General features: G+C 48.9%; 23 protein-coding genes and 1 pseudogene. 12 read left to right on the forward strand and 12 right to left on the reverse strand.

Features of this window, described 5'->3' with window-relative positions; genetic code table 11:
* Window positions 1-254 precede the first annotated feature (254 nt).
* Both NC856_RS01790 and NC856_RS01795 read right to left on the reverse strand, forming a co-directional pair.
* Window positions 255-521, reverse strand: a complete 267-nt coding sequence (locus NC856_RS01790; RefSeq protein ID WP_264088697.1) for a DUF3811 domain-containing protein — start codon at window positions 519-521, stop codon at window positions 255-257.
* A 154-nt stretch (window positions 522-675) separates the two neighbouring features.
* A complete protein-coding gene (locus NC856_RS01795) occupies window positions 676-1365 on the reverse strand; it encodes an expansin EXLX1 family cellulose-binding protein (protein WP_264088698.1) in 690 nt (229 codons plus the stop codon).
* A gap of 407 nt (window positions 1366-1772) precedes the next feature.
* On the opposite strand from NC856_RS01795, the pseudogene NC856_RS01800 reads away from it, so the two are divergent.
* Window positions 1773-1874: pseudogene (locus NC856_RS01800) on the forward strand (DUF1493 family protein); the annotation flags it as partial.
* 114 nt (window positions 1875-1988) lie between these two features.
* Here the strand turns inward: NC856_RS01800 and NC856_RS01805 are convergent.
* From NC856_RS01805 to pdxK, 3 genes are all read right to left on the reverse strand, one after another.
* Window positions 1989-2450: an RES family NAD+ phosphorylase gene (locus NC856_RS01805; protein WP_264088699.1), complete on the reverse strand. Its 462-nt coding sequence runs from the start codon at window positions 2448-2450 to the stop codon at window positions 1989-1991.
* Window positions 2447-2890 carry a type II RES/Xre toxin-antitoxin system antitoxin gene (gene parS / locus NC856_RS01810; protein ID WP_264088700.1) on the reverse strand — a complete coding sequence of 148 codons (444 nt, stop codon included), beginning with the start codon at window positions 2888-2890 and terminating at the stop codon, window positions 2447-2449. The genes NC856_RS01805 and parS overlap by 4 nt, the downstream gene beginning before the upstream one ends.
* A gap of 140 nt (window positions 2891-3030) precedes the next feature.
* On the reverse strand, window positions 3031-3891 hold the full coding sequence (gene pdxK, locus NC856_RS01815; protein ID WP_264088701.1) for a pyridoxine/pyridoxal/pyridoxamine kinase: 861 nt from the start codon (window positions 3889-3891) through the stop codon (window positions 3031-3033).
* Between the two features lie 314 nt (window positions 3892-4205).
* Here pdxK and NC856_RS01820 point away from each other — a divergent pair, with 314 nt between their 5' ends.
* From NC856_RS01820 to NC856_RS01840, 5 genes are all read left to right on the forward strand, one after another.
* The gene (locus NC856_RS01820) at window positions 4206-5051 is read left to right on the forward strand and encodes a mannosyl-3-phosphoglycerate phosphatase-related protein (RefSeq protein WP_264088702.1); all 846 of its coding nucleotides are present in this window, start codon (window positions 4206-4208) and stop codon (window positions 5049-5051) included.
* Between the two features lie 22 nt (window positions 5052-5073).
* Entirely contained in the window at window positions 5074-6291 is a 1218-nt protein-coding gene (locus NC856_RS01825; RefSeq protein WP_264088703.1) for a glycosyltransferase family protein, read from the forward strand.
* Window positions 6292-6377: 86 nt separating this feature from the next.
* On the forward strand, window positions 6378-7127 hold the full coding sequence (gene ydfG / locus NC856_RS01830) for a bifunctional NADP-dependent 3-hydroxy acid dehydrogenase/3-hydroxypropionate dehydrogenase YdfG (RefSeq protein WP_264088704.1): 750 nt from the start codon (window positions 6378-6380) through the stop codon (window positions 7125-7127).
* 158 nt (window positions 7128-7285) lie between these two features.
* On the forward strand, window positions 7286-7636 hold the full coding sequence (locus tag NC856_RS01835) for a DUF1283 family protein (RefSeq protein WP_264088705.1): 351 nt from the start codon (window positions 7286-7288) through the stop codon (window positions 7634-7636).
* Between the two features lie 95 nt (window positions 7637-7731).
* On the forward strand, window positions 7732-8034 hold the full coding sequence (locus tag NC856_RS01840) for a DUF1161 domain-containing protein (RefSeq protein ID WP_264088706.1): 303 nt from the start codon (window positions 7732-7734) through the stop codon (window positions 8032-8034).
* 83 nt (window positions 8035-8117) lie between these two features.
* Here the strand turns inward: NC856_RS01840 and bioD are convergent, their stop codons facing one another.
* The 3 genes from bioD to NC856_RS01855 form a co-directional block, all read right to left on the reverse strand.
* A complete protein-coding gene (gene bioD / locus NC856_RS01845) occupies window positions 8118-8783 on the reverse strand; it encodes a dethiobiotin synthase (RefSeq protein ID WP_264088707.1) in 666 nt (221 codons plus the stop codon).
* Between the two features lie 180 nt (window positions 8784-8963).
* A complete protein-coding gene (gene mlc, locus NC856_RS01850) occupies window positions 8964-10181 on the reverse strand; it encodes a sugar metabolism global transcriptional regulator Mlc (protein WP_264088708.1) in 1218 nt (405 codons plus the stop codon).
* A 195-nt stretch (window positions 10182-10376) separates the two neighbouring features.
* Window positions 10377-11273 carry a LysR family transcriptional regulator gene (locus NC856_RS01855; protein ID WP_264088709.1) on the reverse strand — a complete coding sequence of 299 codons (897 nt, stop codon included), beginning with the start codon at window positions 11271-11273 and terminating at the stop codon, window positions 10377-10379.
* A 108-nt stretch (window positions 11274-11381) separates the two neighbouring features.
* On the opposite strand from NC856_RS01855, the gene NC856_RS01860 reads away from it, so the two are divergent.
* Window positions 11382-12644 (forward strand): MFS transporter, encoded by a 1263-nt coding sequence (locus tag NC856_RS01860; protein ID WP_264088889.1) that lies wholly within the window; start codon window positions 11382-11384, stop codon window positions 12642-12644.
* Between the two features lie 43 nt (window positions 12645-12687).
* On the opposite strand, the gene NC856_RS01865 is transcribed toward NC856_RS01860, so the two are convergent.
* Together NC856_RS01865 and fumC are read right to left on the reverse strand one after the other, a co-directional pair.
* On the reverse strand, window positions 12688-13344 hold the full coding sequence (locus NC856_RS01865; protein ID WP_264088710.1) for a YopT-type cysteine protease domain-containing protein: 657 nt from the start codon (window positions 13342-13344) through the stop codon (window positions 12688-12690).
* Between the two features lie 226 nt (window positions 13345-13570).
* Window positions 13571-14968 carry a class II fumarate hydratase gene (gene fumC / locus NC856_RS01870; protein ID WP_264088711.1) on the reverse strand — a complete coding sequence of 466 codons (1398 nt, stop codon included), beginning with the start codon at window positions 14966-14968 and terminating at the stop codon, window positions 13571-13573.
* A 171-nt stretch (window positions 14969-15139) separates the two neighbouring features.
* Here fumC and manA point away from each other — a divergent pair, with 171 nt between their 5' ends.
* The 4 genes from manA to add all read left to right on the forward strand — a co-directional run bounded on the left by manA (window position 15140) and on the right by add (window position 20208).
* Window positions 15140-16309, forward strand: a complete 1170-nt coding sequence (manA, locus tag NC856_RS01875) for a mannose-6-phosphate isomerase (RefSeq protein WP_264088712.1) — start codon at window positions 15140-15142, stop codon at window positions 16307-16309.
* Window positions 16310-16435: 126 nt separating this feature from the next.
* Window positions 16436-17983 (forward strand): YdgA family protein, encoded by a 1548-nt coding sequence (locus NC856_RS01880; protein ID WP_264088713.1) that lies wholly within the window; start codon window positions 16436-16438, stop codon window positions 17981-17983.
* Window positions 17984-18083: 100 nt separating this feature from the next.
* Window positions 18084-19058, forward strand: a complete 975-nt coding sequence (locus NC856_RS01885) for an arsenic resistance protein (protein ID WP_264088714.1) — start codon at window positions 18084-18086, stop codon at window positions 19056-19058.
* A gap of 133 nt (window positions 19059-19191) precedes the next feature.
* Entirely contained in the window at window positions 19192-20208 is a 1017-nt protein-coding gene (gene add, locus NC856_RS01890) for an adenosine deaminase (protein ID WP_264088715.1), read from the forward strand.
* Window positions 20209-20280: 72 nt separating this feature from the next.
* Here the strand turns inward: add and NC856_RS01895 are convergent, their stop codons facing one another.
* Together NC856_RS01895 and NC856_RS01900 are read right to left on the reverse strand one after the other, a co-directional pair.
* Window positions 20281-21603 carry a 6-phospho-alpha-glucosidase gene (locus tag NC856_RS01895; protein ID WP_264088716.1) on the reverse strand — a complete coding sequence of 441 codons (1323 nt, stop codon included), beginning with the start codon at window positions 21601-21603 and terminating at the stop codon, window positions 20281-20283.
* Complete coding sequence (locus tag NC856_RS01900; RefSeq protein ID WP_264088717.1) at window positions 21600-23183, reverse strand: alpha-glucoside-specific PTS transporter subunit IIBC; 1584 nt, start codon at window positions 23181-23183, stop codon at window positions 21600-21602. Before NC856_RS01900 ends, NC856_RS01895 begins: the two co-directional genes overlap by 4 nt.
* Window positions 23184-23486: 303 nt before the next feature.
* Between NC856_RS01900 and NC856_RS01905 the strand changes: the two genes are divergently transcribed.
* Window positions 23487-24197, forward strand: coding sequence for a GntR family transcriptional regulator (locus NC856_RS01905; RefSeq protein ID WP_264088718.1), 711 nt, complete (start codon window positions 23487-23489; stop codon window positions 24195-24197).
* The last annotated feature ends 10 nt before the right edge of the window (window positions 24198-24207 follow it).

A 24207-nucleotide genomic window follows, 5' to 3' on the forward strand; every position in this document is an offset into this window, starting at 1 on the left:
TGCTAATGATGGCGAATCAAACGCTTAAAGAAGTGACAAAACAGACAAATATTTAAGCTATAGATGGTATTGAAACCGCAAATACCGGGGCAAAATCGCGGTTGTTTTGTCTGGCAGATAAAAATCAGCGTTCCCCCCCATCAAGATTTGATGAAAAAATAGCCAATAGAGATCAATCGCAGTGATTGAGAGGTTATGTTATTGGCAGGAGTCGAGCCTGCCGCTTAAAATTTTCGTCACGTTAATTCTTGTGTTTAGCGTCGGCCTCGGAGATTGGTATTGGCAGACCACTCATAGGTTGTTGAAATATCAGGTTTGAACTTGTCCTTTTTCCTCTGAGCCTGGGCCTTTTTCACGACGGCCTCACGTTCTTTGGTTAACTTATCAATGTAATCGTCTTTGATGTGGTTATTTTCGGAATTAGTCAGCACGCGACCGCGTTTTTTTCTTTCCTGATCGAGCAAGGTTTTCAACTGACGTTGCTCACTTTCGGTCATATCTTTCTGCGTTAATCGGGACATAGCGGTTCGCCAGGTAGAGGAAGATATTTCATTGTAGAGGAAAAGGGCGGCAGGGTCATCGCGAACGGGAAAAATAGTTAACCTCGATAAATTTTATGAAGGCGAGAGCCATTATCCAACAACAGCAATAACTCTCGACCTTGAAAGAGGGTTATTACAGTTGTACGTTCCCCGTGATCAAATAGGCTGATGATGTGCTTTGCAACATGGGCGGCAGCGTATCACGCAGCGTGTTGCCTTTTATATCGGTGAATTCGATAGCAATATTATTATTGCCAACATGCTCTAAAATGAAATGGTTATAATCGGTTTTCGGCGCAGAAATCCATTGATTATCCCGCATGTATTTCATTTCAATTACCGGATATTTCACATTTCTGAATTGTACAGCGGCCCAGTAAGGGTTTGAGCCTTCTTTTATTCTGTAAACGACATTGCCATTGACCGGAGCTTCGATCAAAACCCAATTGATATCTATTTTCCCATCTTTTAAATCGCCGATTTTTTCAAACGCATTAAATGATAAATCCAATGCGCAGTCGCCGCCTTCGGGATATAAATCAGTCACGTATACGACTGTACTTCCGTTAGGCCCGCTTACTTGCAAATATGCCCCGGCCAACGCAGCCTTTACGCCGCGATAATCCAGTTGATTCCGGTTTAATGCGGTGATTTCCATATCCTGGGGAATGGGATCCAACAGAAGTGCGCCGCCGGAATATCCCGAACCAGTCGCAGTGGCATAGCCGTAGCATATGTCACCCAATTCCCATTTTGCATGAGCCGTATTGACGAGAGGAGTAACTAATAATGCAGATATTAGTAAAGAGGTTATTTTATTCATGTTCACATCCCATATGATTAAAGATTAATAAAATACTCCATAACCGAAATAGATTTCGAATCCGCCTCGGTATTTTGGAATATACTACTTTTGCTTTCAAAAGGGAAATGTTTATATTTTTAGTACGGAGCAGCATTAAGGAGTGTGCGGGAGGAGGTTCAAAGAAAAATTAATATAAAACTTTTAAGTACAAGAGTTTTTATGCATAAACATCAGGCCAGATAATCATAACGTAATGATAATCATGATATTAACAATAACAAACAGTTAGTCACAAAATAACATCGTAACCTGGTGATCTTAATAAAAACTAACATGGCAAGAAGTATGTTTTAAATAAATACTTCCCAGGCACACATTAATATGTGAGTTATATACCTATTAGATGTGAAACGTAGGGACTAAATTTACTCAATCCGTTCCGTAAAAATGATATTCCTCAGGTGCCTGATTTTACTATCGCGATGCTAATTGAGTCCGCTAAAGCGGGCCGTTGGCTATATGACTGAGAGGAGGATTAATACTGGGGGGCTGCTATTTTTCGCTCTTCGTTATCTTAGTGCGCATAATGTATATTATGTTAAATTTAATCTCTACCAACCATAGCCGGTTGCACTCTTTATCTATATAAGTAAACGCCGATCAAACAAAAACGGTATCTCCTCCACTGTGCCAAAGTGATTTTTAAATGCTGGATGCTCTGGATTCAGTATCGCATTACTTTCTCTTGGAATGATGCTGGATGGCACGACAAGCGCCATCCCTTCAGCGGATTGCAGCCAACCGGTTCCTACATCCATCGTTGAAACCGGTGCGGGATCTTGCCGCCAGTTATCAGGTAAAAAATCCGGCGCAAGATATGTCACTTCATCATCAGGAATTTCAATGCTAAACAGAGAATATTGTTCAAGTATCGCGTCTTTAGATACATGAACCAGCACTTCCAGTACTGCGAGTGAAATTGACGTTGCAACGTATACCGCTGAATACCCTTTGTGGTTCCAGCGGCCACCATATTGTTTGGCGCCATATCCTGTCCAGGCATCTGAAGCATAGGCCGTTTTTATCAGACGATAAAAAATCATGAAAAAACGCCATGCTCCAGTCTGCCAATCAGATCTAATACTGCCAATGCCCCGCTTTCCGTGGTCATCAGTGAAACGGGCGCGACGTAGCCTAGTCCTTTCACCGGTTGATTGAGCCAGTGATAAGCATCTGATTTGTTACCGCCAAAAAGCTGTACCGCCGCATCCATAACACGCACGAAACGGGCAACCCGCTCACTTTCATCCTGCGATAGACTTTTCCCGGCGCTTTTACGACGAGCAACATTGCGCTCGTTGATGCCAGTGACTCGCATGATGTCCGCTTTGGACATTGAAGACCAGAGGCGAATATCATCCAACACATCAACAGGTAAACCCGCTTTTAGCACCAAAGTAAGTTCTACTCCGCGCGCGGGTAAACCGGCATGGCGCCAGAGCGCATTATCACAGGGTTTCTCAACAGGGATATATGTTCTCATAACGCTCTCCTTACTGACATTTGTCATATATAAATGTAGACAATTGTCAGGTTGGTATCAAGAGATTCCATTAAGACCGGCTTTATGACTTGTGGTACAAGGATGTCTGAGCACAATGTCACGCATATTCAATAAGTCTTTTAAATCGCGGCAATACAGAGTTCTTCGCTTTCTTCCAATTGAGTTTTCAGTACGGATTGCTCAACCTGACGACAGGCCCGTTCAGTGGCTTCCGTCAATGAATAACCTTTTAAAAGCCAAGCCGTTAGCTCTGCGCAAAACAGATCCCCCGTCCCTTTTGGCGAGATAGGCAACCTGGCGTGATTGATGACGACCGCATCATCGCGGGTAACGCATATGACTTGAATGTTTTTTGTATCCGATGTGCCAGCCGCGCTGGTTACCACCACCCATTCGATATTTCCCTGGAGCAAGGATTTCGCGGCGGTGACGGTGTCTTCCGCGCTGTGAATTGTTTTTCCGCACAAACATTCCAGTTCAAATGCATTCGGTGTCAGTCCGGTTGCCATCGGCAGTAAATATTGACGGTAATACTCGTTGATTTCTTCGCTGACGTAATAACCACAGTCAGTATCGCCCATTACCGGATCAAGGATAATCTGGATATTTTGGTTGATATCACGCACGGTTTTCAGCCATTGTGCGAGTGGCTGCACCAGTGTCGGCGTGCCGATATAGCCAATGACAATGGCACTGACGTGTTTTAATCCATCCCTTTCGAGCAGCCCTTTAAGAAAGCCTTCAAACCACTCAACGGGGACTTTGCCGCCATAACAGGTTGGGTAGTGAGGCGTGTTGCTCAATATGACCGTCGGCACAAATGAAACCCGTAAACCATGCTGCATTAACGCGGGAACTGCGATACTGTTTCCCACACAACCATAAATGACTTGTGATTGAATAGAGATAACATCATATCTTGCCGGACTTGCGCTATAGCCGTTGTGGTCGGGGTTTGGCGTTATTGGTACGTATTTCAATATGGTTCCTTATTGCTTACTGTGCGGCTTTGAACAGATCAATGATTTAGTTCACCACATTTTTTCCTGCGCTGTGTAGCATTTTATTTATTCCCACAAAGAAGAGCGATGTGTTTGCCCTATCCGTCAATGGCGAAGCGCGAGCAAAGGATACGTAAATTTGCGTAAACACCGATTTCCGCATACAGTTAGGTATGGTGATTCACATCACACTTTATCCGCATTATCAGGTTGATATCTCAACCAGCTTGGACACAACGTCTTATACGCCCATCGTTATCATCTGTTTATTTCCGATTAATTATGGAGAAGCAATGCCTGTATTGAGCGCCAACCTGATGATTTTCAGCGATCTTGACGGCTCGCTGCTGGATCATGATACCTACCGTTGGGAACCCGCTCGTCCGTGGCTGGCACGTCTGAGGCAATGGCAGATCCCCGTCATTATCACGACCAGTAAAACGGCGGCGGAAGTTGAGCAACTGCAAAACGAACTGGGGTTAAGTCACCTGCCTTATATTGCGGAAAATGGTGCGTTGATTGTGTTGCCGCCAGCGTGGTGCGCACACTCGGATTATCCACGTAAGATTTTTGATGCTGACTATCCGGCTATCTGCGCCCGGCTGCATCAGATACGGGAACGGGAATCTTTTCAATTCAAAGGGTTTGCCGATATGGATAACGAGGCGGTTGCCAGCGTAACGGGGCTGTCACTGCAAGATGCAGGTTTGGCTCGTCGACGGGAAGCGTCCGAACCGCTGCTATGGCTGGATGACGCCACGGCGTTAGCTCGCTTTCGTCAATGTCTGGCTGAATATGGGTTGTCGCTAACGCAAGGCGGTCGCTTTTATCATGTAATGGGACAACAAGTTAGTAAGGGACAGGCGGCAGGCTGGATAAAAAAGCAGTACGTCGATAAAAACGGAACCCAGGTCACCACATTTGGTTTGGGCGATGGCCCGAACGACGTCTCTTTGTTAACTGCTATGGACTACGCGATTTTGATTAAAGGGAAAGACAATCAATTAGTTGAACTGCCACCAGATTATGCTGGCAAGCTGTATCGCACACAGGCTATGGGGCCTGTGGGTTGGTGTGAAGGATTGACGCACTTCATTGGCGATGATTTTTCATCGATAAAACCGGCGTATAAAGCATAAACGCAACCTGAGGGAGAATGCGATGAGTGAATTTTATCAGGATGGGATCATTACCAATTTCCATAATCTGACCCAGCGTAAAGTGGAAGAACTGGAATACGAGCTACAGGTCTTTTCCGGCCAGAACAGCATGGGGCTGATCCTTCCCTCGCTTTATTCGGAGCTTGAAGGTCCCGCGTTGGGAAATATTGTCGAAATGCTATCGCAGGTAACCTATCTCGGTGAAATCGTGATTGGTCTTGATCGCGCTGATGAGGCGCAATTTAAGTATGCCCGCGAGTTCTTTTCCCGCTTGCCGCAACGTCACCGCATCTTGTGGAATGACGGGCCTCGCCTGAAAGCGCTCAGTGAGGAACTGGCGGATAAATCGCTGGCGCCAGTGGAACCGGGTAAAGGCCGCAACGTGTGGTTTTGTGTCGGTTATACACTGGCCTCGCGTCGATCCGCCTGCGTAGCGCTGCATGATTGTGACATTGTCACGTATAATCGAAATATGTTGGCGCGTTTGCTTTATCCTGTGGCAAATCCACATTTTCATTATGATTTTTGTAAAGGTTATTATGCACGTGTAGCGGATGGCAAACTCAATGGACGTGTGGGCCGTTTGCTGGTTTTTCCGCTGCTGAAATCGCTGCAAAAGGTTTATGGCAATTCAGACTACCTGGATTACATGCGCAGTTATCGTTATCCCCTGTCGGGCGAGTTCGCAATGCGTACGCATATTCTGAATAACCTGAGGATTCCCAGTGACTGGGGGCTGGAGATTGGCGTGTTGTCGGAAATACACCGGGGAACGGCAACCAGTCGCATTTGTCAGGTGGATATAGCCGATAATTATGATCACAAGCATCAGCCGATGTCGGAAGATGATCCTCATTCCGGTCTGCAACGTATGGCAAGCGATATCACTAAGGCACTGTATCGTAAGCTGGCGATATTGGGCGTAAATATCACAACAGATTCGTTTCGGGTTTTGCGCGCCACATATTACCGCACCGCGCTGGATATGATTGATGCATTTGAGCACGATGCGCGTATGAACGGCCTGCACTTCGATCGGCATACTGAAGAATCTGCCGTGGAACTGTTCTCGGATGTCATTACCCATGCCGGTCAGGTTTACAGCGAAAGTCCGGGCGATAAACCCTTCGTGCCAAGCTGGAACCGGGTACAATCAGCGTTTCCTGATATCCTTGAGCGTTTGTACAGCGCTGTAGAAGCCGATAATCAGGACGACTGATACCATTTGCCTGAAATATTCTGCGGCGATCTTTCGCATCTGCATCGTTTGTTTGCAAATCATGAACACTGTCAGAGGAAAATAGCATGATTATTTTTGTTACCGGTGCAACCGCCGGATTTGGCGAGTCAATTACCCGTAAATTTATCAAAGAAGGCCATAAAGTTATCGCAACGGGACGTCGCCAGGCGCGTTTGGATGCACTAAAAGCGGAACTGGGCGATGCGCTGTACACGTTAACGCTGGATGTCCGTGATCGTAAGGCAATCGAAAACGCTGTCGCCACCCTGCCCGCTGATTGGCGCGCGATTGATGTGCTGGTGAATAATGCAGGGCTGGCACTGGGGTTGGAGCCTGCTCACAAAGCCTCGGCGGATGACTGGGAAACCATGATTGACACCAATAACAAAGGGCTGGTCTTTATGACTCGCGCTCTGTTGCCGGACATGGTCAAACGTCATCGCGGACATGTGATCAACATCGGTTCAACGGCTGGCAACTGGCCGTATGCCGGTGGAAACGTCTATGGCGCGAGTAAAGCTTTTGTCCGTCAGTTCAGTCTGGGGTTGCGGGCTGACCTGTTTGGTACGCCGATTCGCGTGACGAATATCGAGCCGGGACTGGTCGGCGGCACCGAGTTCTCCAACGTGCGCTTTAAGGGTAATGAAGATCAAGTGAGTCAGACCTATGGCAATACTCAGCCACTGACACCGGATGATGTGACAGAGGCCGTATTCTGGGTGGCGACGTTGCCTGCTCATGTCAATATCAATACATTGGAAATGATGCCGGTTAGCCAATCCTTCGCGGGGCTGAGCGTGCATCGCGAGAGTTAATCGCAGCTTGTCTGAACACTGCGGCTGTAATGGCCGCTTTTTATCCTTTTTCGCCCTGATCCGGTTGTAGTGCTATTGAGATGAAGAATGGTAAGCTACCTTTTGTTATATCATCGTCGTGGCGTTTGTATTAATCATTTGTTCTGTCAAGGTGAAACATGAACCAACATTCCTTTGCTTCTCTGATTCGGGCGTTGATCCCGCTCTCTCTGGTCGTGATGGCTGCGGCTTGGCAACCCGTCGCGCTGGCGGATACCCGCCATGTTGTGATTGAATCTGGCGACAGCACCTTATCCAAAGAAGCCGCTCGTCAGAGCAGCGAACAGTGGGATTCCACCCGTTCTCTGCGTAATAAAGTCAATTCCCGTACTGAAAAAGAATTCGATAAAATTGAAAAAGCGATCGATGGACGTGAAAAGTGTAATGCCAGCTATAACGTGAATGCTTATTGGGAAGCCAATACAGATCGTTGTCTTGATCGTCGTACCGGTCGTCCGGTCACGCCTTGATTTTTAGTCTACGCTTTTATAATCATCGTCATCTGTCTGATAAGTTGAAACATCAGACGGATGACATGATTTAATCCAAATAAAAGGGTGACAATATGAAAAAAATCATCATTTTTAGCGCGGCTTTATGTGTCATTGCGCCTCTGGTGGCGCAAGCGTCTTGCGAAAGTGTCAAAGCTGATATCTCACAGAAAATCATCAATAATGGGGTGCCTGAGTCCGGTTTTTCACTGGAAATCGTGCCTAATGATCAAGTGAGCCAGGTTGGTGGTCAGGTAGTCGGTCATTGTGAGAATGATTCACAAAAGATTGTTTATACTCGTCACACTGACGATGATATGGGGACGGACAGTCCGATGGCGCCATCAGAAAGTGAACCGGCGCCACCGGCGCAGTAACCGCGTTGTCGGCGGCCCTCCCTCTGGTTAGGGGGGAGGCATGCTTTTATCTGGCGGCTTCAATGTCTGATGCGAATAGCGGCTTAGTTCATAATGGCGGAGAGATCGATATAGGGTGATAAATCACGCTGTTCAGCACGAGGCAGATAAGGTAACTCGCCCAACTGAGGCGCGGGGATTTTTTTACGCAGTACGGTGATAATTTCCGCATAGTTTGCCAGGCCGGGATTAATACGGTTAGCGACCCAACCTGCCAACGGTAAACCGTCATTAAGAATAGCCTGAGCGGTTAACAGCGCGTGACTAATACAACCCAGTTTGATGCCGACGACCAACACGACGGGAAGCTGTTCCTGAATAACCCATTCGGAATAAGGCCGCAGATCATTCATTAGCGTCCGCCACCCGCCGCTGCCCTCCACCACCACCATATCAGCGTGTTCACTCAGATACTGCAATCCTTGCGTCATCAAACTGTAATTAATCGAGTATTCACTGGCGCTGATTTCATCTTCCGGCAACGCGATGGGATTTACTTGTTCATAAGTTAACTCAAGAGTAGACGCCGACTGTAACAGTTGCGCATCGTGGTTTCTCAGCCCTTCTTCTGTTTCCCTGCACCCTTTTGCAATGGGTTTATAGCCTGCCACGGATTTGCCACTGATGGTCAATTTTTGCAATAGCGCTCTGGAAACCACCGTTTTTCCAACGGCGGTATCAGTACCTGTGACAAATATACGTTTCAACATGAGCTAACTCCGGGCCACCTGAATAACAAGCACAACAAAATGCTTTCCAATAGTGAAAGTCTAGGCGATGAACTGTTCAGGCGGCTTGCGTTAGCTCAATGTTTTGTTTCTCAGGACTTTCGTCCTGAAGATAGAGAAGAAAAAAACAGAAGTTTTAAACAGTGCGACAGAAAATATATTTTAACCTTGCAGCAACTTCACCAATAGCGAACCGTTGTACAGCGCGTCTTTCACTAATGCCGCGCCGGGCATCGTCCCCTGATTATAGAAGTGCGTCGCTTCAACCTGAATGTTATGGCTGTATGGCGGGAAAGACTGCTGACGGATGCATCCTAAAATCGCCGGATATAAAATGCCGGCCGCCTTATTCAGCGGAGAACCGACCAAAATTTTATCCGGGTTGAACAAGTTCACCATGATGGCGACAATACGACCAATATTACTACCGACATCCTGAATAATATCTTTTGCCAACGCGTCGCCTTTGAGCGCAGCGTCGCACAGACTATCTACGGTGAGCGGTGAACTGTGCAGAATGGAACTCATGGAGGCGCTCATTCGCTGCTGAGCCAGTTCCAACATGCTTTCCGTACCGGCAACGGTTTCGAGGCAACCATGATTACCGCAATAGCAGCGTTTACCATAAGGATCGACCTGGGTATGGCCAATTTCAACCAGATTACGGCTGCCTGCATGTAGAATATGGCCGCCGGTAATGACGCCGGCGCCCACATTGTGATCGATAACAACTTGAATAACGTTCTGCGAGTCGCGTGACGCGCCGTATAACGCTTCCGCCATCGTCCAGGCGCAGATATCATGTTGCAGATAGATCGGCAGCCCGGTTCGTTGCTCCAGCGCCGGGCCGATAGCCATCTCTTCAACATGATAAAACGGCATGCGATGGATGATACCGGCTGCGGCATCAATAATGCCCGGCGCAGTGATGGCGATAGCCGTCAGACGTTCCAGCTTTTTTTGGTGGCGAATGAAGAAATTATCAATTTCACTCAAAATGCGATCCAGCAAAGGCTGAGCATGTTCGGCTGGCAGTGGAACATTGTCTTCGACCACCAGTTTACTGCTCAAATCACGCAGCGCCAGGGTCATCGAAAGGCGGCCAATGCGAACGGAAAGGAAGTGCCAGGCCTGAGTATCAAGGATCACGCCGATTGCCGGACGCCCTCTGCTGCCGATATCCTGATATTCCGTTTCCTGAACCAGATGAGCTTCCAGCAGTTCGCGTACAATTTTGGTGATACTTGCGGGCGCCAGTTGAGCGCGTTTTGACAGTTCGATACGTGATATCGGGCCATATTTGTCGATCAGTCGGTAAACCGCACCGGCATTCATTTGTTTAATTTGATCGATATGACCTGGTTGACCATCGGCAATCACAAACCTGGCTCCTACTTTTCATTGCGATACGGCGGCTGGGGATCTGTTTTCTACTGTCCTGACGGTTAAAGCCTGCGACGATATGCGCTTTATTTTTCACGCTGCAAAATAAAAAACTGCGGGTATGGTGGAGCTTTTCACTAAAGCCGTCAAATATTTGATTCGTTATGTGATTTACCGCACATATTGCATGGATTATCGTCCCAATATCAGCGCAATCAGCGTTTGTGCCGCCGCACTCAGCGGCAAGTGTCGGGCCGTAACCAGCCACACTTCCGTTGTGGCATCGCTTTCGGCCAGCGACAAATATTTCACGCCATCCACTCGGATGCGGGTAAAAGAGGCGGGCAATATGGAAACGCCAAGTCCTGACGAAACCAGCCCGACAATCGTCATCGCCTCGCCTACTTCCTGCGTAATGTACGGGCTGATGTCGTATCGCTTGAGTATGGTCAGCGTTTCGTCGTATAGCGCCGTGCCCACTGCGCGCGAGAAAAAGACAAAGGGTTCCTGCGCCAGTTGTCTGATACTGATGGTATTGTCCGTGGCGTGCTTGACCAACGGATGTTCTTCGTGCAAAACCGCGACCAGCGCTTCATGGAGCAACAACTGATGATCAAGCGTATCGGGCAACGGGTTATTGCGCATCACCCCAATATCCAGCTTGCCATTCAACAGCGGTTCGATTTGCTGTTTGGTGTTCAGTTCCATCATCTGAATGTGCACTTCCGGGTAGGACTGACGAAAATGCAGCAGGCTACGTGATACGGTTTTGATAAAGGGGGCCGACGAAGTAAATCCAATAGTCAGTTCCCCTATTTCACCGCGCTGAATACGTGATGCGCGTTCCGCCGCTTGATCAACCTGATCAATGATGGCCCAGGCTTCTTTCAGAAACATGGCGCCAGCTGGCGTCAACTGTACCTTGCGGTTATTACGTTCCAGCAGGCGGGCGCCAACCTGTTCTTCCAGAATCTGAATTTGCTGGCTCAATGGCGGTTGAGAAATGTTCAGTCTTTCCGCGGCGCGGCCAAAATGAAGTTCTTCTGCCACCGCGATGAAGTAGCGCAGATGTCGAAGCTCGATATTCATATGTTAAACATCTTAATTATGATTATTAATATATTATACAAAACAATTGTCCCCTTCTATGATCTCATCCTGTTTTGTTTACATGATTACCTTGTACGGTAAGGATTTATCTTGAGTATCCCGTCATCTTCCGCATCTGTCTCTGTTATTGATGATGCGCAAGCGCTTCCCAATGTTCCCGGTTCCCACGTTAAAACGCCTTATATCAAACGCGGTACGCCGCAATTCATGCGTGTCACGCTGGCGCTGTTTTCTGCCGGCCTTGCCACCTTTGCATTGCTTTACTGTGTACAGCCTTTGTTGCCGGTACTCTCGCAAGACTTTTCCATTTCACCGGCGGCCAGTAGCCTTGCGCTTTCCGTTTCAACCATGATGCTGGCGATTGGCTTGCTGTTTACCGGCCCGTTGTCTGACACCATTGGGCGCAAAAACGTCATGGTCGTCTCACTGATGCTGGCCGCGATTTGTACGTTGATTTGTGCCTTCATGACCAGTTGGCAAGGCGTACTGATCATGCGGGCGATGATCGGGTTATCGCTCAGTGGCGTTGCCGCGGTTGCGATGAGTTATCTGAGTGAAGAGATGCATCCCAGTGTGTTGGCTTTCTCTATGGGGTTGTATATCAGCGGAAACTCGATTGGCGGCATGAGCGGACGTTTGGTTAGCGGCGTGCTGACCGATTATTTTCCCTGGCGCATCGCCATTAGCGTGATTGGTGTGCTGGCGCTGATAGCGGCGCTGACTTTCTGGCGTATTTTGCCTGAATCACGTCATTTCCGGCCTGGCTCTTTGCGCCCAAAAACGTTGTTATTGAATGCAAAATTGCATTTTCACGATGCGGGATTACCGTTGCTGTTTTTACAAGGCTTCCTGCTGATGGGATCGTTCGTGACGCTGTTCAATTATATCGGCTATCGATTACTGGCGGCGCCGTATTTGCTGAGTCAGGCCGTTGTAGGATTACTGTCCATTGTTTACCTGACCGGTAGCTACAGTTCACCGAAAGCAGGCACCTTGACCTACCGCTTCGGACGCGGGCCGGTATTAAGTATTTCGGTGCTTTTGATGTTGCTCGGTTTGGGACTGATCGCCCTGAACAGCCTGTTATTTATTTTTGTCGGCATGATGCTGTTCGCCGGCGGCTTCTTTGCCGCTCACTCGGTTAGCAGCGGCTGGGTTGGTCAGCGGGCTAGGCGGGCAAAAGGGCTGGCGTCTTCCATGTATCTGTTTTCCTATTATTTCGGCTCCAGCCTTGCTGGAACATTAGGCGGCGTGTTCTGGCATATGTTCGGCTGGTCAGGTATTACCCTCTTTTTAAGTATTTTGCTGTTGCTCTCCCTGCTGATTAGTTTGCGCTTGAAAAAACGTTGAACAGCGCTAGCCACAGAGGTGATGGGATGTCTGTGGCTGCGAGTCAAGTTGCTCTAAGCAGATGAACTTCAGGCACGGGGACTCGATACGAATAGTTCTGAATGATATTTCTTAGCGTGCTTTTAACCGTCGATTCTCTCGAATTGACGGTGGATTCACCTTCATTGGGATCGAATATATAGAGTTTTCCTGCTTCCTGATGAGTGGCGATGGCATGATGGTCGCCATTCGTTCTGATGAGAACCAAAACGTGGGATTCTCCCGGTTCGCTGAGATAATTAGCCAGGTTTCTCATTGCCCCGTCTTCGTTGCCGATGACGTTCATGAAACCGCGATTGGTCAGATTCAGATCGAACCGCTGAAATGTCGGTTGAAACAGATTTTCAAATGAACTACCTCTGTTGTTCACCTCTCTGTTTCGATAACTTCTCTGTAAAGTATCGACAGTTTGCAAAACCTCAACGCGACGAAGATAGTTCATTCGAGAATCGGCTTCGCCATTATAATTTTTTATCCTATCAAGCCAGGCGGCACTGAATACGACGCAGCCACTTCGTAAATCGCCTACTCTCGATAATTCGCTCGTTTGGTCGAACGGCGCGTTTCTAACCTCGCGCGATTGCGATGTCGTACAGCCACCTACGGTTTCCTGAGGCGTATAGCTATTAGCGTCAACGTTATTGAGTCTGTTTATATACATAATAGAAATCAGAAGTTAAGCATTTAAATTATTTCAATTTGGTATCCACCTAATCAAAACGTTAAGATGTCACTCTATTTTGAGTGGCGTTACCTGGCGTCGGGTTCCTTTTTTCTCTCAAGCCGCGCCATTACGTTTGCTTATTCCTCGTTTGCACCTTGATACCGATATTTTATAAATCGAAGCGAGAAAGCCTGCTGGTGGACGCCAACAGGCTTACCGCAATTTACGCTTTCAAACTGCCAACCATATCCTGCGGACGAACCCATTCATCAAATTCGGCATCGGTCAGGTAACCGAGTTTCAGTGCCGACCCTTTTAATGTCAGCCCATCTTTATGGGCTTTTTTGGCTATCTCCGCCGCTTTGTCATAACCGATATGCGTATTCAACGCCGTCACCAGCATCAGCGACTCATTCAACAGTTGATCGATTCGCTCACGATTCGGCTCAATGCCAACCGCACAATGCTCATTAAAGCTTTTCATGCCGTCGGCCAGTAAACGAATAGATTGCAAGAAATTGTGGATCACCATCGGGCGATACACATTGAGTTCGAAATTACCGGAAGCGCCACCCATATTAACGGCCACATCATTTCCCATCACCTGACAGCACAACATGGTCATGGCTTCACACTGCGTTGGATTCACTTTACCCGGCATGATGGAGCTACCCGGCTCGTTTTCAGGAATACTTAACTCGCCAATCCCGCAGCGCGGCCCGGAAGCCAGCCAGCGAACATCGTTGGCGATCTTCATCAGTGAAGCGGCCAGCCCTTTCAGCGCGCCATGTCCGTGCACCAGCGCATCACAGGTGCCTAGTGCTTCGAATTTGTTCGGCGCGGTGACAAACGGCTGGCCGGTCAGTTTCGCCAACTCCGCCGCGACTCGTACCGCATATTCAGGATGCGTATTCAGACCGGTTCCTACCGCCGTGCCGCCCAGCGCCAGTTCGCAAAGATGCGGCACGCTGTTTTCAATGTGATTCAGGTTATGTTGCAACATCGCCGCCCAGCCAGAAATTTCCTGTCCCAGCGTCAACGGCGTCGCATCCTGTAAATGGGTTCGCCCGATCTTCACAATATCTTTGAACTGCTCCGCTTTCGCAGTCAGCGTCTGGTGCAATGCTTTCAGTTCCGGGATGAGGTGTTGGTTAATGGCGATAACCGCCGCAACATGCATCGCGGTAGGAAAAACATCATTGGAGCTTTGGCTTTTATTCACATCATCGTTAGGATGAACCCGTCTGCCGTTCCCGCGCTCTCCGCCTAATAATTCACTGGCGCGGTTAGCCAGGACTTCGTTCATGTTCATGTTGCTCTGCGTGCCGGAACCGGTTTGCCAAATGGCCAGAGGGAATTCGTCAGCATGTTTTCCCGCCAGGACTTCATCGGCGGCCTGAACGATGGCATTGCCCCGCTCGGCGGGCAACAGTTTTAAATCCATATTGACGCTGGCTGCTGCTCGTTTCGTCTGCGCCAGCGCATAAATCAATGTACGCGGCATTTTTTCTTCGGAAATACGGAAATGTTCCAGTGAGCGTTGCGTCTGAGCCCCCCACAAGCGATCAGCGGGGACATCAATCGGCCCCATTGAGTCTTTTTCAATACGCGTTGTTGTCATGACCTTTTCTCCTTAACATGCTGAATAGGAATAGCCTTAGTTTCACTCTCTGGAATAGTGGCACACAAAACATTACCATGATGTGAACCGATACAGTGTATTCATCACCGGTTGGTTTATTAAGTATTTTAGCCATTTAATTAATAACGTATGCAATTGCAGGGAGCCAACATGCAAAAGATGCTCAATCGTGTCCAGCATTATGCCTGGGGAAGCAAACACGCGTTGAATGAGCTTTATGGCATTGATAACCCTAATAATTTACCAATGGCAGAGTTGTGGATGGGCGCCCATCCGAAAAGTAGTTCTCTGATTGTGGATGAACAAGGCCGTGAATACAGCCTGCGAGATTTGATTGCCGATGATTTATCGGGCCATCTGGGTGAGTCGGTTGCGCAGCGTTTTGGCGAACTCCCTTTCCTGTTTAAAGTCCTGTGTGCGGAGCAGCCGCTGTCTATTCAGGTTCACCCCAGTAAATCAGCCGCAGAACAAGGTTTCGCCAGAGAAAACTCCGCTGGCGTCGCACTGGATGCGCCAGAAAGAAACTATAAAGACGCCAACCATAAGCCCGAATTGGTTTTCGCGCTCACGCCGTTTCAGGCTATGAATGGTTTTAGAGAATTATTTGAAATTGTTGAATTACTTCAGCCGGTCGCCAGTGCGCATCCGTCCATCAGCGCGTTTTTACAACAGCCGGACAGTAAGACGCTCGCCATGCTGTTTGCCAATCTGCTGAGTATGGATGGCGAGCAAAAAAGCCGGGCGCTGGGCGTCTTGAAAGCGGCATTAAATAGCCAGCAAGAACAGCCCTGGGCCACCATCCGCGAAATCACGCGCTTTTACCCGGATGACAGCGGTCTGTTTTCTCCGCTGCTGCTGAATGTCATTACGCTTCAGCCAGGACAGGCGATGTTTTTATACGCGCAAACCCCCCACGCGTACCTGAAAGGCGTGGCGCTGGAAGTGATGGCCAACTCGGATAACGTATTGCGTGCCGGATTAACCCCGAAGTACATTGATATCCCAGAACTGCTGGATAATGTTAAATTTGAAGCAAAACCAGCCACGAAATTGCTGACCGCTCCCATCGAACAGGGAAATGAACTAAGCTTTCCTATTCCTGTTGATGATTTTGCCTTCTCACTGCATTCCCTGAGCGAGACGCCACAAACGCTTGAGCAAAATAGCGCCGCGATTGTGTTCTGCGTTGAGGGTAATGCGCTTCTGCAAAAAGACGATCAGCAACTCAGGCTCACGGCGGGAGAATCCTGTTTTATTTCCGCCAGTGAGTCGCCGGTAAGCGTGCGTGGCCAAGGGCGTATCGCCCGCGTATTTAATTGATCTATCCCATTGAATTTCGAGGTGCGGGCAATACGCCTGCGGCTTGAAAGATAATGGGGATAAAACCGATCATTCCGTGACGCCCTCAAGATAGAGGGCGAATTTTTTAATAAAGGATAAATTATAATGAAGAAGTCGTTAGTTGCCGCAGGCGTGATTATCGCCTTGGGCGCCGTCTGGACCGGCGCTTCCTGGTATACCGGTAAGCAATTGGCTCAACAGATTGATGGTTTTACCGATACCCTTAATACACAGTTGAAAAAAAATTACCCTGATGCCGGCATCAAGATCGTCTATCGTGATTATCAGGGAGGAATCTTCTCCAGTAAATTATCGTATGTACTGCAATCTGATGGCACGGCGAAAGAAGCGCCGCTGCTGGCGCCGGGCCAGGAAGTCGTGCTTAATGAAACCGTTTCTCACGGCCCTTTCCCACTGGCGGAGATCAAGCGATTCAACCTGCTTCCGTCCATGGCGTCCGTACACAGCGAACTGGCCAATACCGATGCGGTTAAGGCGCTGTTTGCGTTGACCAAAGATAAGCCCTTCTTCTCCGCGCAAACACGGGTTACTTATGGCGGCGATACTCAGTCTGTCGTTACATTGCTCCCGCTTGAATTTCAGAATGACGTGCAGAAATTCGCCTTCAGCGGCACCACGGCTCAGGTGGATGTTGGTCGCGATTTACGCGATAGCAGGCTGGAAGGTACCATCAGCAACCTGATGAGTGAAAAGAAAAACCCGTGGGGTGAAACCGAAAAACTGGTCGTAAACGATTTCACGCTAAAGGGGAATAACCACAAAGGCAAGTTTGAACTCAATTTAGGTGATGCGGATCTTTCCATTAAATCTGTTACTTTTTCCGTTGAAAACGGTGACCCTGTCACTTTAAACAATATCTCTGTGCAAACCCAACTGACCGAAGATGAAACAGATCTGGCGGGAAAAATGGCGCTGGCGCTCGAATCGATGACCATCGCTGAACGCAACCTCGGCTCCGGTGCGATGCATATCGTGTTCTCACGGTTTGATGGAAAAGGCGCCAAAGCGTTCGCTACGGCTTATCAGCAGAATGTGGAACAAATGCTGTATAAGCCGGAAATCATCACCCCGGAAGCTTATCAGCATGAGTTAACAATGACGTTTCTGCAATATCTGCCTCAGTTGCTGAAAAGCAATCCCAACGTCACAATTTCGCCCATCAGTTGGAAAAACAGCAAAGGCGAAGGGACATTCACCCTCGCGCTGGATATGACCGACCCGTTGCAAAACAGTGCGAAAGCAACCGATCCCAACGCCACTGATGAAGAAAAGATCATTTTGCAATCGGTGAAAAAGCTGGATGTTAAATTGAATGTGCCGCTGGCTATGCTGACGGAGTTGATGGTTCAGGCCGGGCCGCAAGGCAAAACGGATGAAGAGAAGAAACAAGCCGTAGCGATGGCGCAACAGCAGGCGCAGATGATGGCAGGTATCGGACAGATGAACCAGATTTCTGTCACCAGGGACAATGCCATCACCAGTTCGCTGCAATATGCCGATGGCCAGGTTGATTTCAACGGCAATAAAATGACGCTGGGCGAGTTTATCGCGCCATTTATCAGTCTGCCGAGCGAAGATAAAGATGAAGCTCAGCCTGATACTGATAGCCAACAGGAACCGGTTGCGCCGTAATTGTTAACGTTCGTTTGAACCGTTGTGGCGGCCCTGCTCTGCTACAACGGTTTAGTTTTCCCTACCGCCCGTAACGACTTTTCCCGCCGCGAGACGCAATATGCACGGATTCAGAACCTTTATGGAAACCCATCAAACGGCGTTCTATTTTATCGCCGTGGTGCTTGCCGCGCTGACCACCCAAATATTTCCCGATGCCGCCTCGTTGGATGTCGCCATCACACCAGCGCTAGCGTTGATGTTATTTGTCACTTTTCTCCAGTTGCCGATGACCGGGCTTGGGAAAAGCTTTCGCCAATTACGATTTCTTGCCGCGCTGTTGTGCGCGAATTTTATCGTTATCCCGTTATTTATTTTTGGCTTGCTGCCTTTTTTACCAGACAATCCGTTAATCCGCTTCGGTATGCTGTTAGTCTTGCTTGCGCCCTGCATTGATTATGTCGTGACATTCTCTCAGATTGGTCGCGCCGATGCTCCGCGACTGCTGGCGGCCACGCCCGTCCTATTGCTGGTTCAAATGCTGGCGCTTCCGCTGTACCTTGGTCTTTTTCTCAATCAGGACGCCGCCGCCGCCGTTCATCTCGCGCCGTTTTTACAGGCGTTTATCTCGCTGATCGCTATTCCATTACTGATGGCCGCTATGATTCAGTGGGGAAGCTCACGCTATCAACCGGTGAAAAAAATGTCGGTTGCCCTGTCGTTCCTGCCTGTTCCGGCAACGGCGCTGGTGTTGTTTATCGTTGTGGCCGCCGTCACGCCGCAACTTCAGCATGCATGGCGCACACTATTCGCGGTGCTGCCATTCTATGTGCTTTTTGCTATCGTCGCGCCGACACTGGGCTGGTTGACCGGCAAGTTGTTCCGGCTGGACTCCCCCGGCGGTCGGGCGGTGGCCTTTAGCGCCGGAACGAGGAATTCGCTGGTTGTGCTGCCGCTAGCGCTGGCCATGCCGGACGCCAGCGGCATATTGCCGGCCATCATCGTCAGCCAGACATTGGTGGAACTACTCAGTGAACTGATTTATATCCGAACGATCCCCCGGCTTAATGTCAGTCCGGTACAGAATAAAGGTTAATCATTATCCCTATTAACGCTCCTCAGCCGAAATAAAAGCGCCTTTTTCAGTAACAATTGGCTATTTTCCGCCATTTGTTTTTATACTTTCTGGCACTTAACGAACAACTATCAGCTTTCGCAAAGAGTACATCATGATTGATTCATTACTCCCGCTAACGGATATCCATCGTCATCTGGATGGCAATATCCGGGCGCAAAGTATTCTGGAACTGGGCAGACAATTCAATATCGCATTGCCAGCCAATGATCTGGCGGCACTACGCCCACATGTTCAAATCACCAAAAATGAACCGGATTTGCTGAGTTTTCTGCAAAAACTGGATTGGGGCGTCGCCGTTTTGGGGTCGCTGGACGCCTGCCGAAGAGTGGCTTATGAGAACGTTGAAGATGCGGTCAACGCCGGGTTGGATTACGCGGAATTGCGTTTCTCTCCCTATTACATGGCGATGAATCATAAACTCCCGATTGCGGGCGTGGTCGAAGCGGTTATTGACGGCGTGCAGGCCGGTTGCCGCGATCATGATATTGATATTCGCTTGATTGGAATCATGAGCCGCACATTCGGCACCGATGCCTGCCAACAGGAACTGGATGGTTTGCTGGCTTATCGCGACCAGATCACGGCGCTGGATCTGGCCGGCAACGAATTGGGCTATCCCGGCGATCTTTTTGTCTCACATTTCCGTCAGGCGCGTGATGCCGGCTGGCACATTACCGTACATGCCGGCGAAGCGACCGGCCCGGAAAGTATCTGGCAGGCGATTAACACATTGCAAGCCGAACGCATTGGGCATGGCGTAACCGCGATTATCGATCCCTCGCTCATGGTATACATGGCCGAACACGGTATCGGCATCGAATCCTGTCTGACCTCCAATATCCAGACCAGTACCGTCGAATCACTGGACAAGCACCCACTGCTCCATTTCCTGCGCTACGGCATCCCCGCCACAATCAATACTGACGATCCGGCTGTTCAGGGAATAGAAATTCGACATGAATATGAAGTCGCGGCGCCGCTGGCGGGCCTAAGCGCGAAGGAAACCCGTCAGGCCCAGGAGAATGGGTTGAATATCGCGTTTCTGAGTGAACAGGAAAAGCAACAATTACGTGAGAAAGTGCGGCGCTTGCGCGGAACGTCGGCTTGATAAAAAATCCCCGGCGATGATGCCAGGGATTTATGTAAAAGAGACAGCCGCTGGACGGAGGAAAAACGGTGATTATTTCAGTTCAGGCCAGTAGTCGCGGTTCGCCTCAATCAACTCATCAAGAATGGCTTTCGCTACGCTGGCGCTAGGAACCGTTTTCGACAAGCTGATAGCCTGCCACAGTTTCTGGTAGGAGCGCTCCACCCAGGCTTCAACCACCAGCTTTTCCACCGCCACCTGCTGGCTCATCAATCCTTTCTGGAAGGTAGGGATAGTGCCGACCTGCAACGGCTCCGGCCCATGACTGCCGACCAGACAGGGAATTTCCACCATGGCGTCGTCATCAAAGTTATTGATCGCGCCGTTGTTCTCTACGATCAGTAACATTCTCTCCTGCGTATTAAAGGCGATGGCGCGCGCCAGGTCGACGATATAGGATGCGTGTTCATCAATTTCAAGATCGCCGGCAGCCCCGGACTGAGCATTGATAATCGCGTTGCAAGCGCCGAAAACGTGTTTCTCTCGACCGGCCATCACCTCATTGGCGCGGGTATATTCAGGGTTGGAATGCGCAACGACATAGTCGGGGAAGAAATAGTATTTCAGGTAAGTATTTGGCAGCGTTTCCGGGTCGAGCGCACAAACATCTTTTGCCTTGGCGAAAGTATCGTTCCAGCTTGGTTCGTTATTGTTGACGCCTGTTTGCGGAATATAACCATATTTCGCCACGTGTTCACGAATGGCCGGCAGTAGCTGGTTACCGTCCTGGTCCTGAATGGAAGTCCACCAGCCAAAATGATTCAGGCCGTAATAGCGGACGTTCATTTCTTTGCGTGATTTCAGGCCGATGATTTCCGCCATCCGTCCTTCGATACCGATAGGCATATCGCAAATATTGAGGATCTTGGACTGCGGACGAAGTTTCCGCGTGGCTTCCGCGACAATCGCCGCCGGATTGGAATAGTTTAGCATCCAGGCCTGCGGCGAATATTTTTCCATGAAATCCACCAGTTCCAGCACCCCGCCGATAGAACGCATCCCATAAGCGATACCGCCGGGACCACAGGTTTCCTGGCCGACCACGCCGTGACGTAACGGGATTTTTTCATCCCGTTCACGCATCGGATATTTTCCGACACGGATATGCGCCATAACAAAGTCTACGCCGGTAAAAGCTTCCTCTGGGTCTGTGGTGTAGCTGAACGCGATTTCTGGCGCCTGTTCTTTCAGCAGGATCTTACAGGCTTCGGCGATGGTTTCCTGTCTTGCACCGTCATTGTCATAAAACTTCAGCGTAGCGATAGGAAAACGATCGCGGTTTTGTAGCAGCATCAGAACAATCCCTGGGGTGAACGTGCTGCCGCCGCCGGCGATAACGATTGAGAATTTTTTCATGAGTGAGCCTCCGTATAGCGTGAATGTTGCATCAAATTTTCCAGACGATCGCGAACCTGTGGAACCGACAGGCCGACGATGATTTGAATGGCGTTGTCCTTATGCACCACGCCGTGAGCGCCGAGTTGACGGAATATGTCGTCGGACTGCATCAGCGCGGGATCGGCAAGCGTGATACGTAAACGTGTGGCGCAATTGGTCAGGTTGACGATATTTGCTGCGCCGCCAAGTGCATCCAGATAGGCCTGGGCCTGTTCGAGTTGGCCTGTCGGCATGAGGGTTTTCTTGCTACGCAGGTCGTTTTTGGTGTACAGCTTGATCTCGCTGTCTTCCCTACCCGGCGTTTTGACGTCGAAGCGTAAAATGATGGAACGGAAGACAAAGAAGTAGATGAATGAAAACGCGACGCCGACGCCGATTTGGATCACCATGTTCATCGCGTGATGGTGGAACATCGGCAACCAGTTTTGCGTGGCAATTTCAATCAACCCGCCCCCCATGTTGCCGACCACGCCCAGTAGGTACATGACCGTCGCCATGGTAGCGGCCAGCAGTGCGTGAACGGCGAACAGATATGGCGCGATGAACAGGAAGGTGAATTCCAGCGGTTCGGTTATTCCTACCAGTACCGCGGTCAGCGTCGCCGGAATCAACAGACCGGCGACCTTGGCCTTATTCTCCGTGCTTGCTGTCGCGTAAATGGCCGCCGCGATACCAACCGAGCCGAACATTTTTGCATTACCGAACAGTGCAAACCCACCCAGGGGAAACAGGTCTTTTAACGGCAAGGCCGACTGGCTGAAGGATTGAATATTTTCAATCCAGTTAACCTGAATACCGCCTTCCATCGCTACCGGGCCAAAGATGAAAGGTCCGTAAACAAAATGGTGCAGGCCCGTCGGGATCAGAATTCGTTCTAAAAAGGTATAGATCCATACGCCGAAGGCACCTGACGCCAACATTAAATCTTGCAGCGAAGAAATACCTGTTTGAATTTTTGGCCAAATTAACAGTGTCAACCAGGCGGCTGGAAGCATAATGAAAAAACTGATAATAACGACATATGCCGTTCCCTGAAATATACCGATATAAACAGGTAACGTTTTATCATAAAACCGGTTATGAATCGCAGTAATTAAACCGGAAATAGCAATGGCGCCAATAATATTGGTATCCAACGTTTTTATTCCGGCAATCATGGTTAATCCGCTTACCCCGCCGATATCGGCGGTAAAGTCAACATTAAAATAGCCACCCCATTGCGTCGCCATGGCCTGAATCAGATAATTAAACGTAAGGTAAGATACCAGTGCGGCCAGGCATGCTCTAGCGGGAGCCTGATGAGCAAGGCCGATTGGCAGACTGATGGCGAATACCAATGGCATATTGCGAAATATCGTCCATGCGCCCTCTTCAATAATATTAATAATCTGAAAAAATAAACTATCCGGGTTCGCTAGTTCGCCAACAAACATTGGATTAGACAACATAATAGCCAGGCCGACGATAATGCCGGCGAACGGAAATAGCAGTACGGGAGTAAACATCGCTCCACCAAATCGTTGGATTTGACTTAGCATAGTGTTTTCCTTCATTTTAAATTTTGTAGGAAGAAGCTATTTTTTGTACGACTTAATATTTTGTTATGAATTAATAATATGGGGACTGAATAATCCGGGTAGCTATTTAACCAAAGATATGTGAACTTACTCATAATTTAGTGATAGCCCAAGAGGTATGCTTTTTAAGCTTTTCGCAGACATCTTAGCGAACCAGGTTGCCAATGTTGTAGCTGTATATTTATATCATAATGATAATTAAACGAATTAAATTACTATGGGTGAAAAAATGAGACATCGCTATAGTGCATAAGAGGTCTAAAAGTGATCTATAAATCTATCGCGGAACAGATCCGGTCGCGTATCAATTCAAACGAATTACGTATTGGCGAAGCACTGCCGTCAGAAAAAAGTCTGGCGGCTGAGTTTTCGGTTTCGCGGATGACGATCCGCAGAGCTATAGAACAGTTGATTAAGGAGGGATTACTGCAACGTCGCCATGGTAGCGGAACCTATATCTTGCAGAAAGATGTTCAGCATGAAGGCCATGCGTTGAACAGTTTCGCCGAACATATGCGGCTGATTGGTCGCACGACCAGCAATGAGGTGGTTGAGTTTCGAACCATGCCCGCTCCGCCTGCCATTGCCCGCCAACTGCGATTACGCACCGACGAAAGAATTTACTTTGCCCGCCGTGTACGCTATGTGGATGGCAAGGCTTGCATGCTGGAAGACAGTTATTTACCCATCGCGCTTTTTCCCGATCTCTCCATTAAACATTTACAGGGCTCGAAGTTCGCTTACATTGAAGATGAAAAGCACATTGAGATTGCCGGTTGTTATGAGATTTTTTCCCCAATTTTGGCGGACAGCGTAGTTGCCGGATTATTGAAGGTTAATGAAGGCACGCCGTTATTGCAGATGACATCGCTGACGAAAACGGTGGGCGGTGAATGTATTGATTTTTCCATCATGACGAATGCTCATGACTATCAGGTGAGCTTTTATATGCAACGCAAAAAACTCACTTTATAAGCGTCTTGTA

This window comes from Brenneria izbisi (assembly GCF_025840185.1).
Classification (GTDB): Bacteria; Pseudomonadota; Gammaproteobacteria; order Enterobacterales; family Enterobacteriaceae; genus Brenneria; species Brenneria izbisi.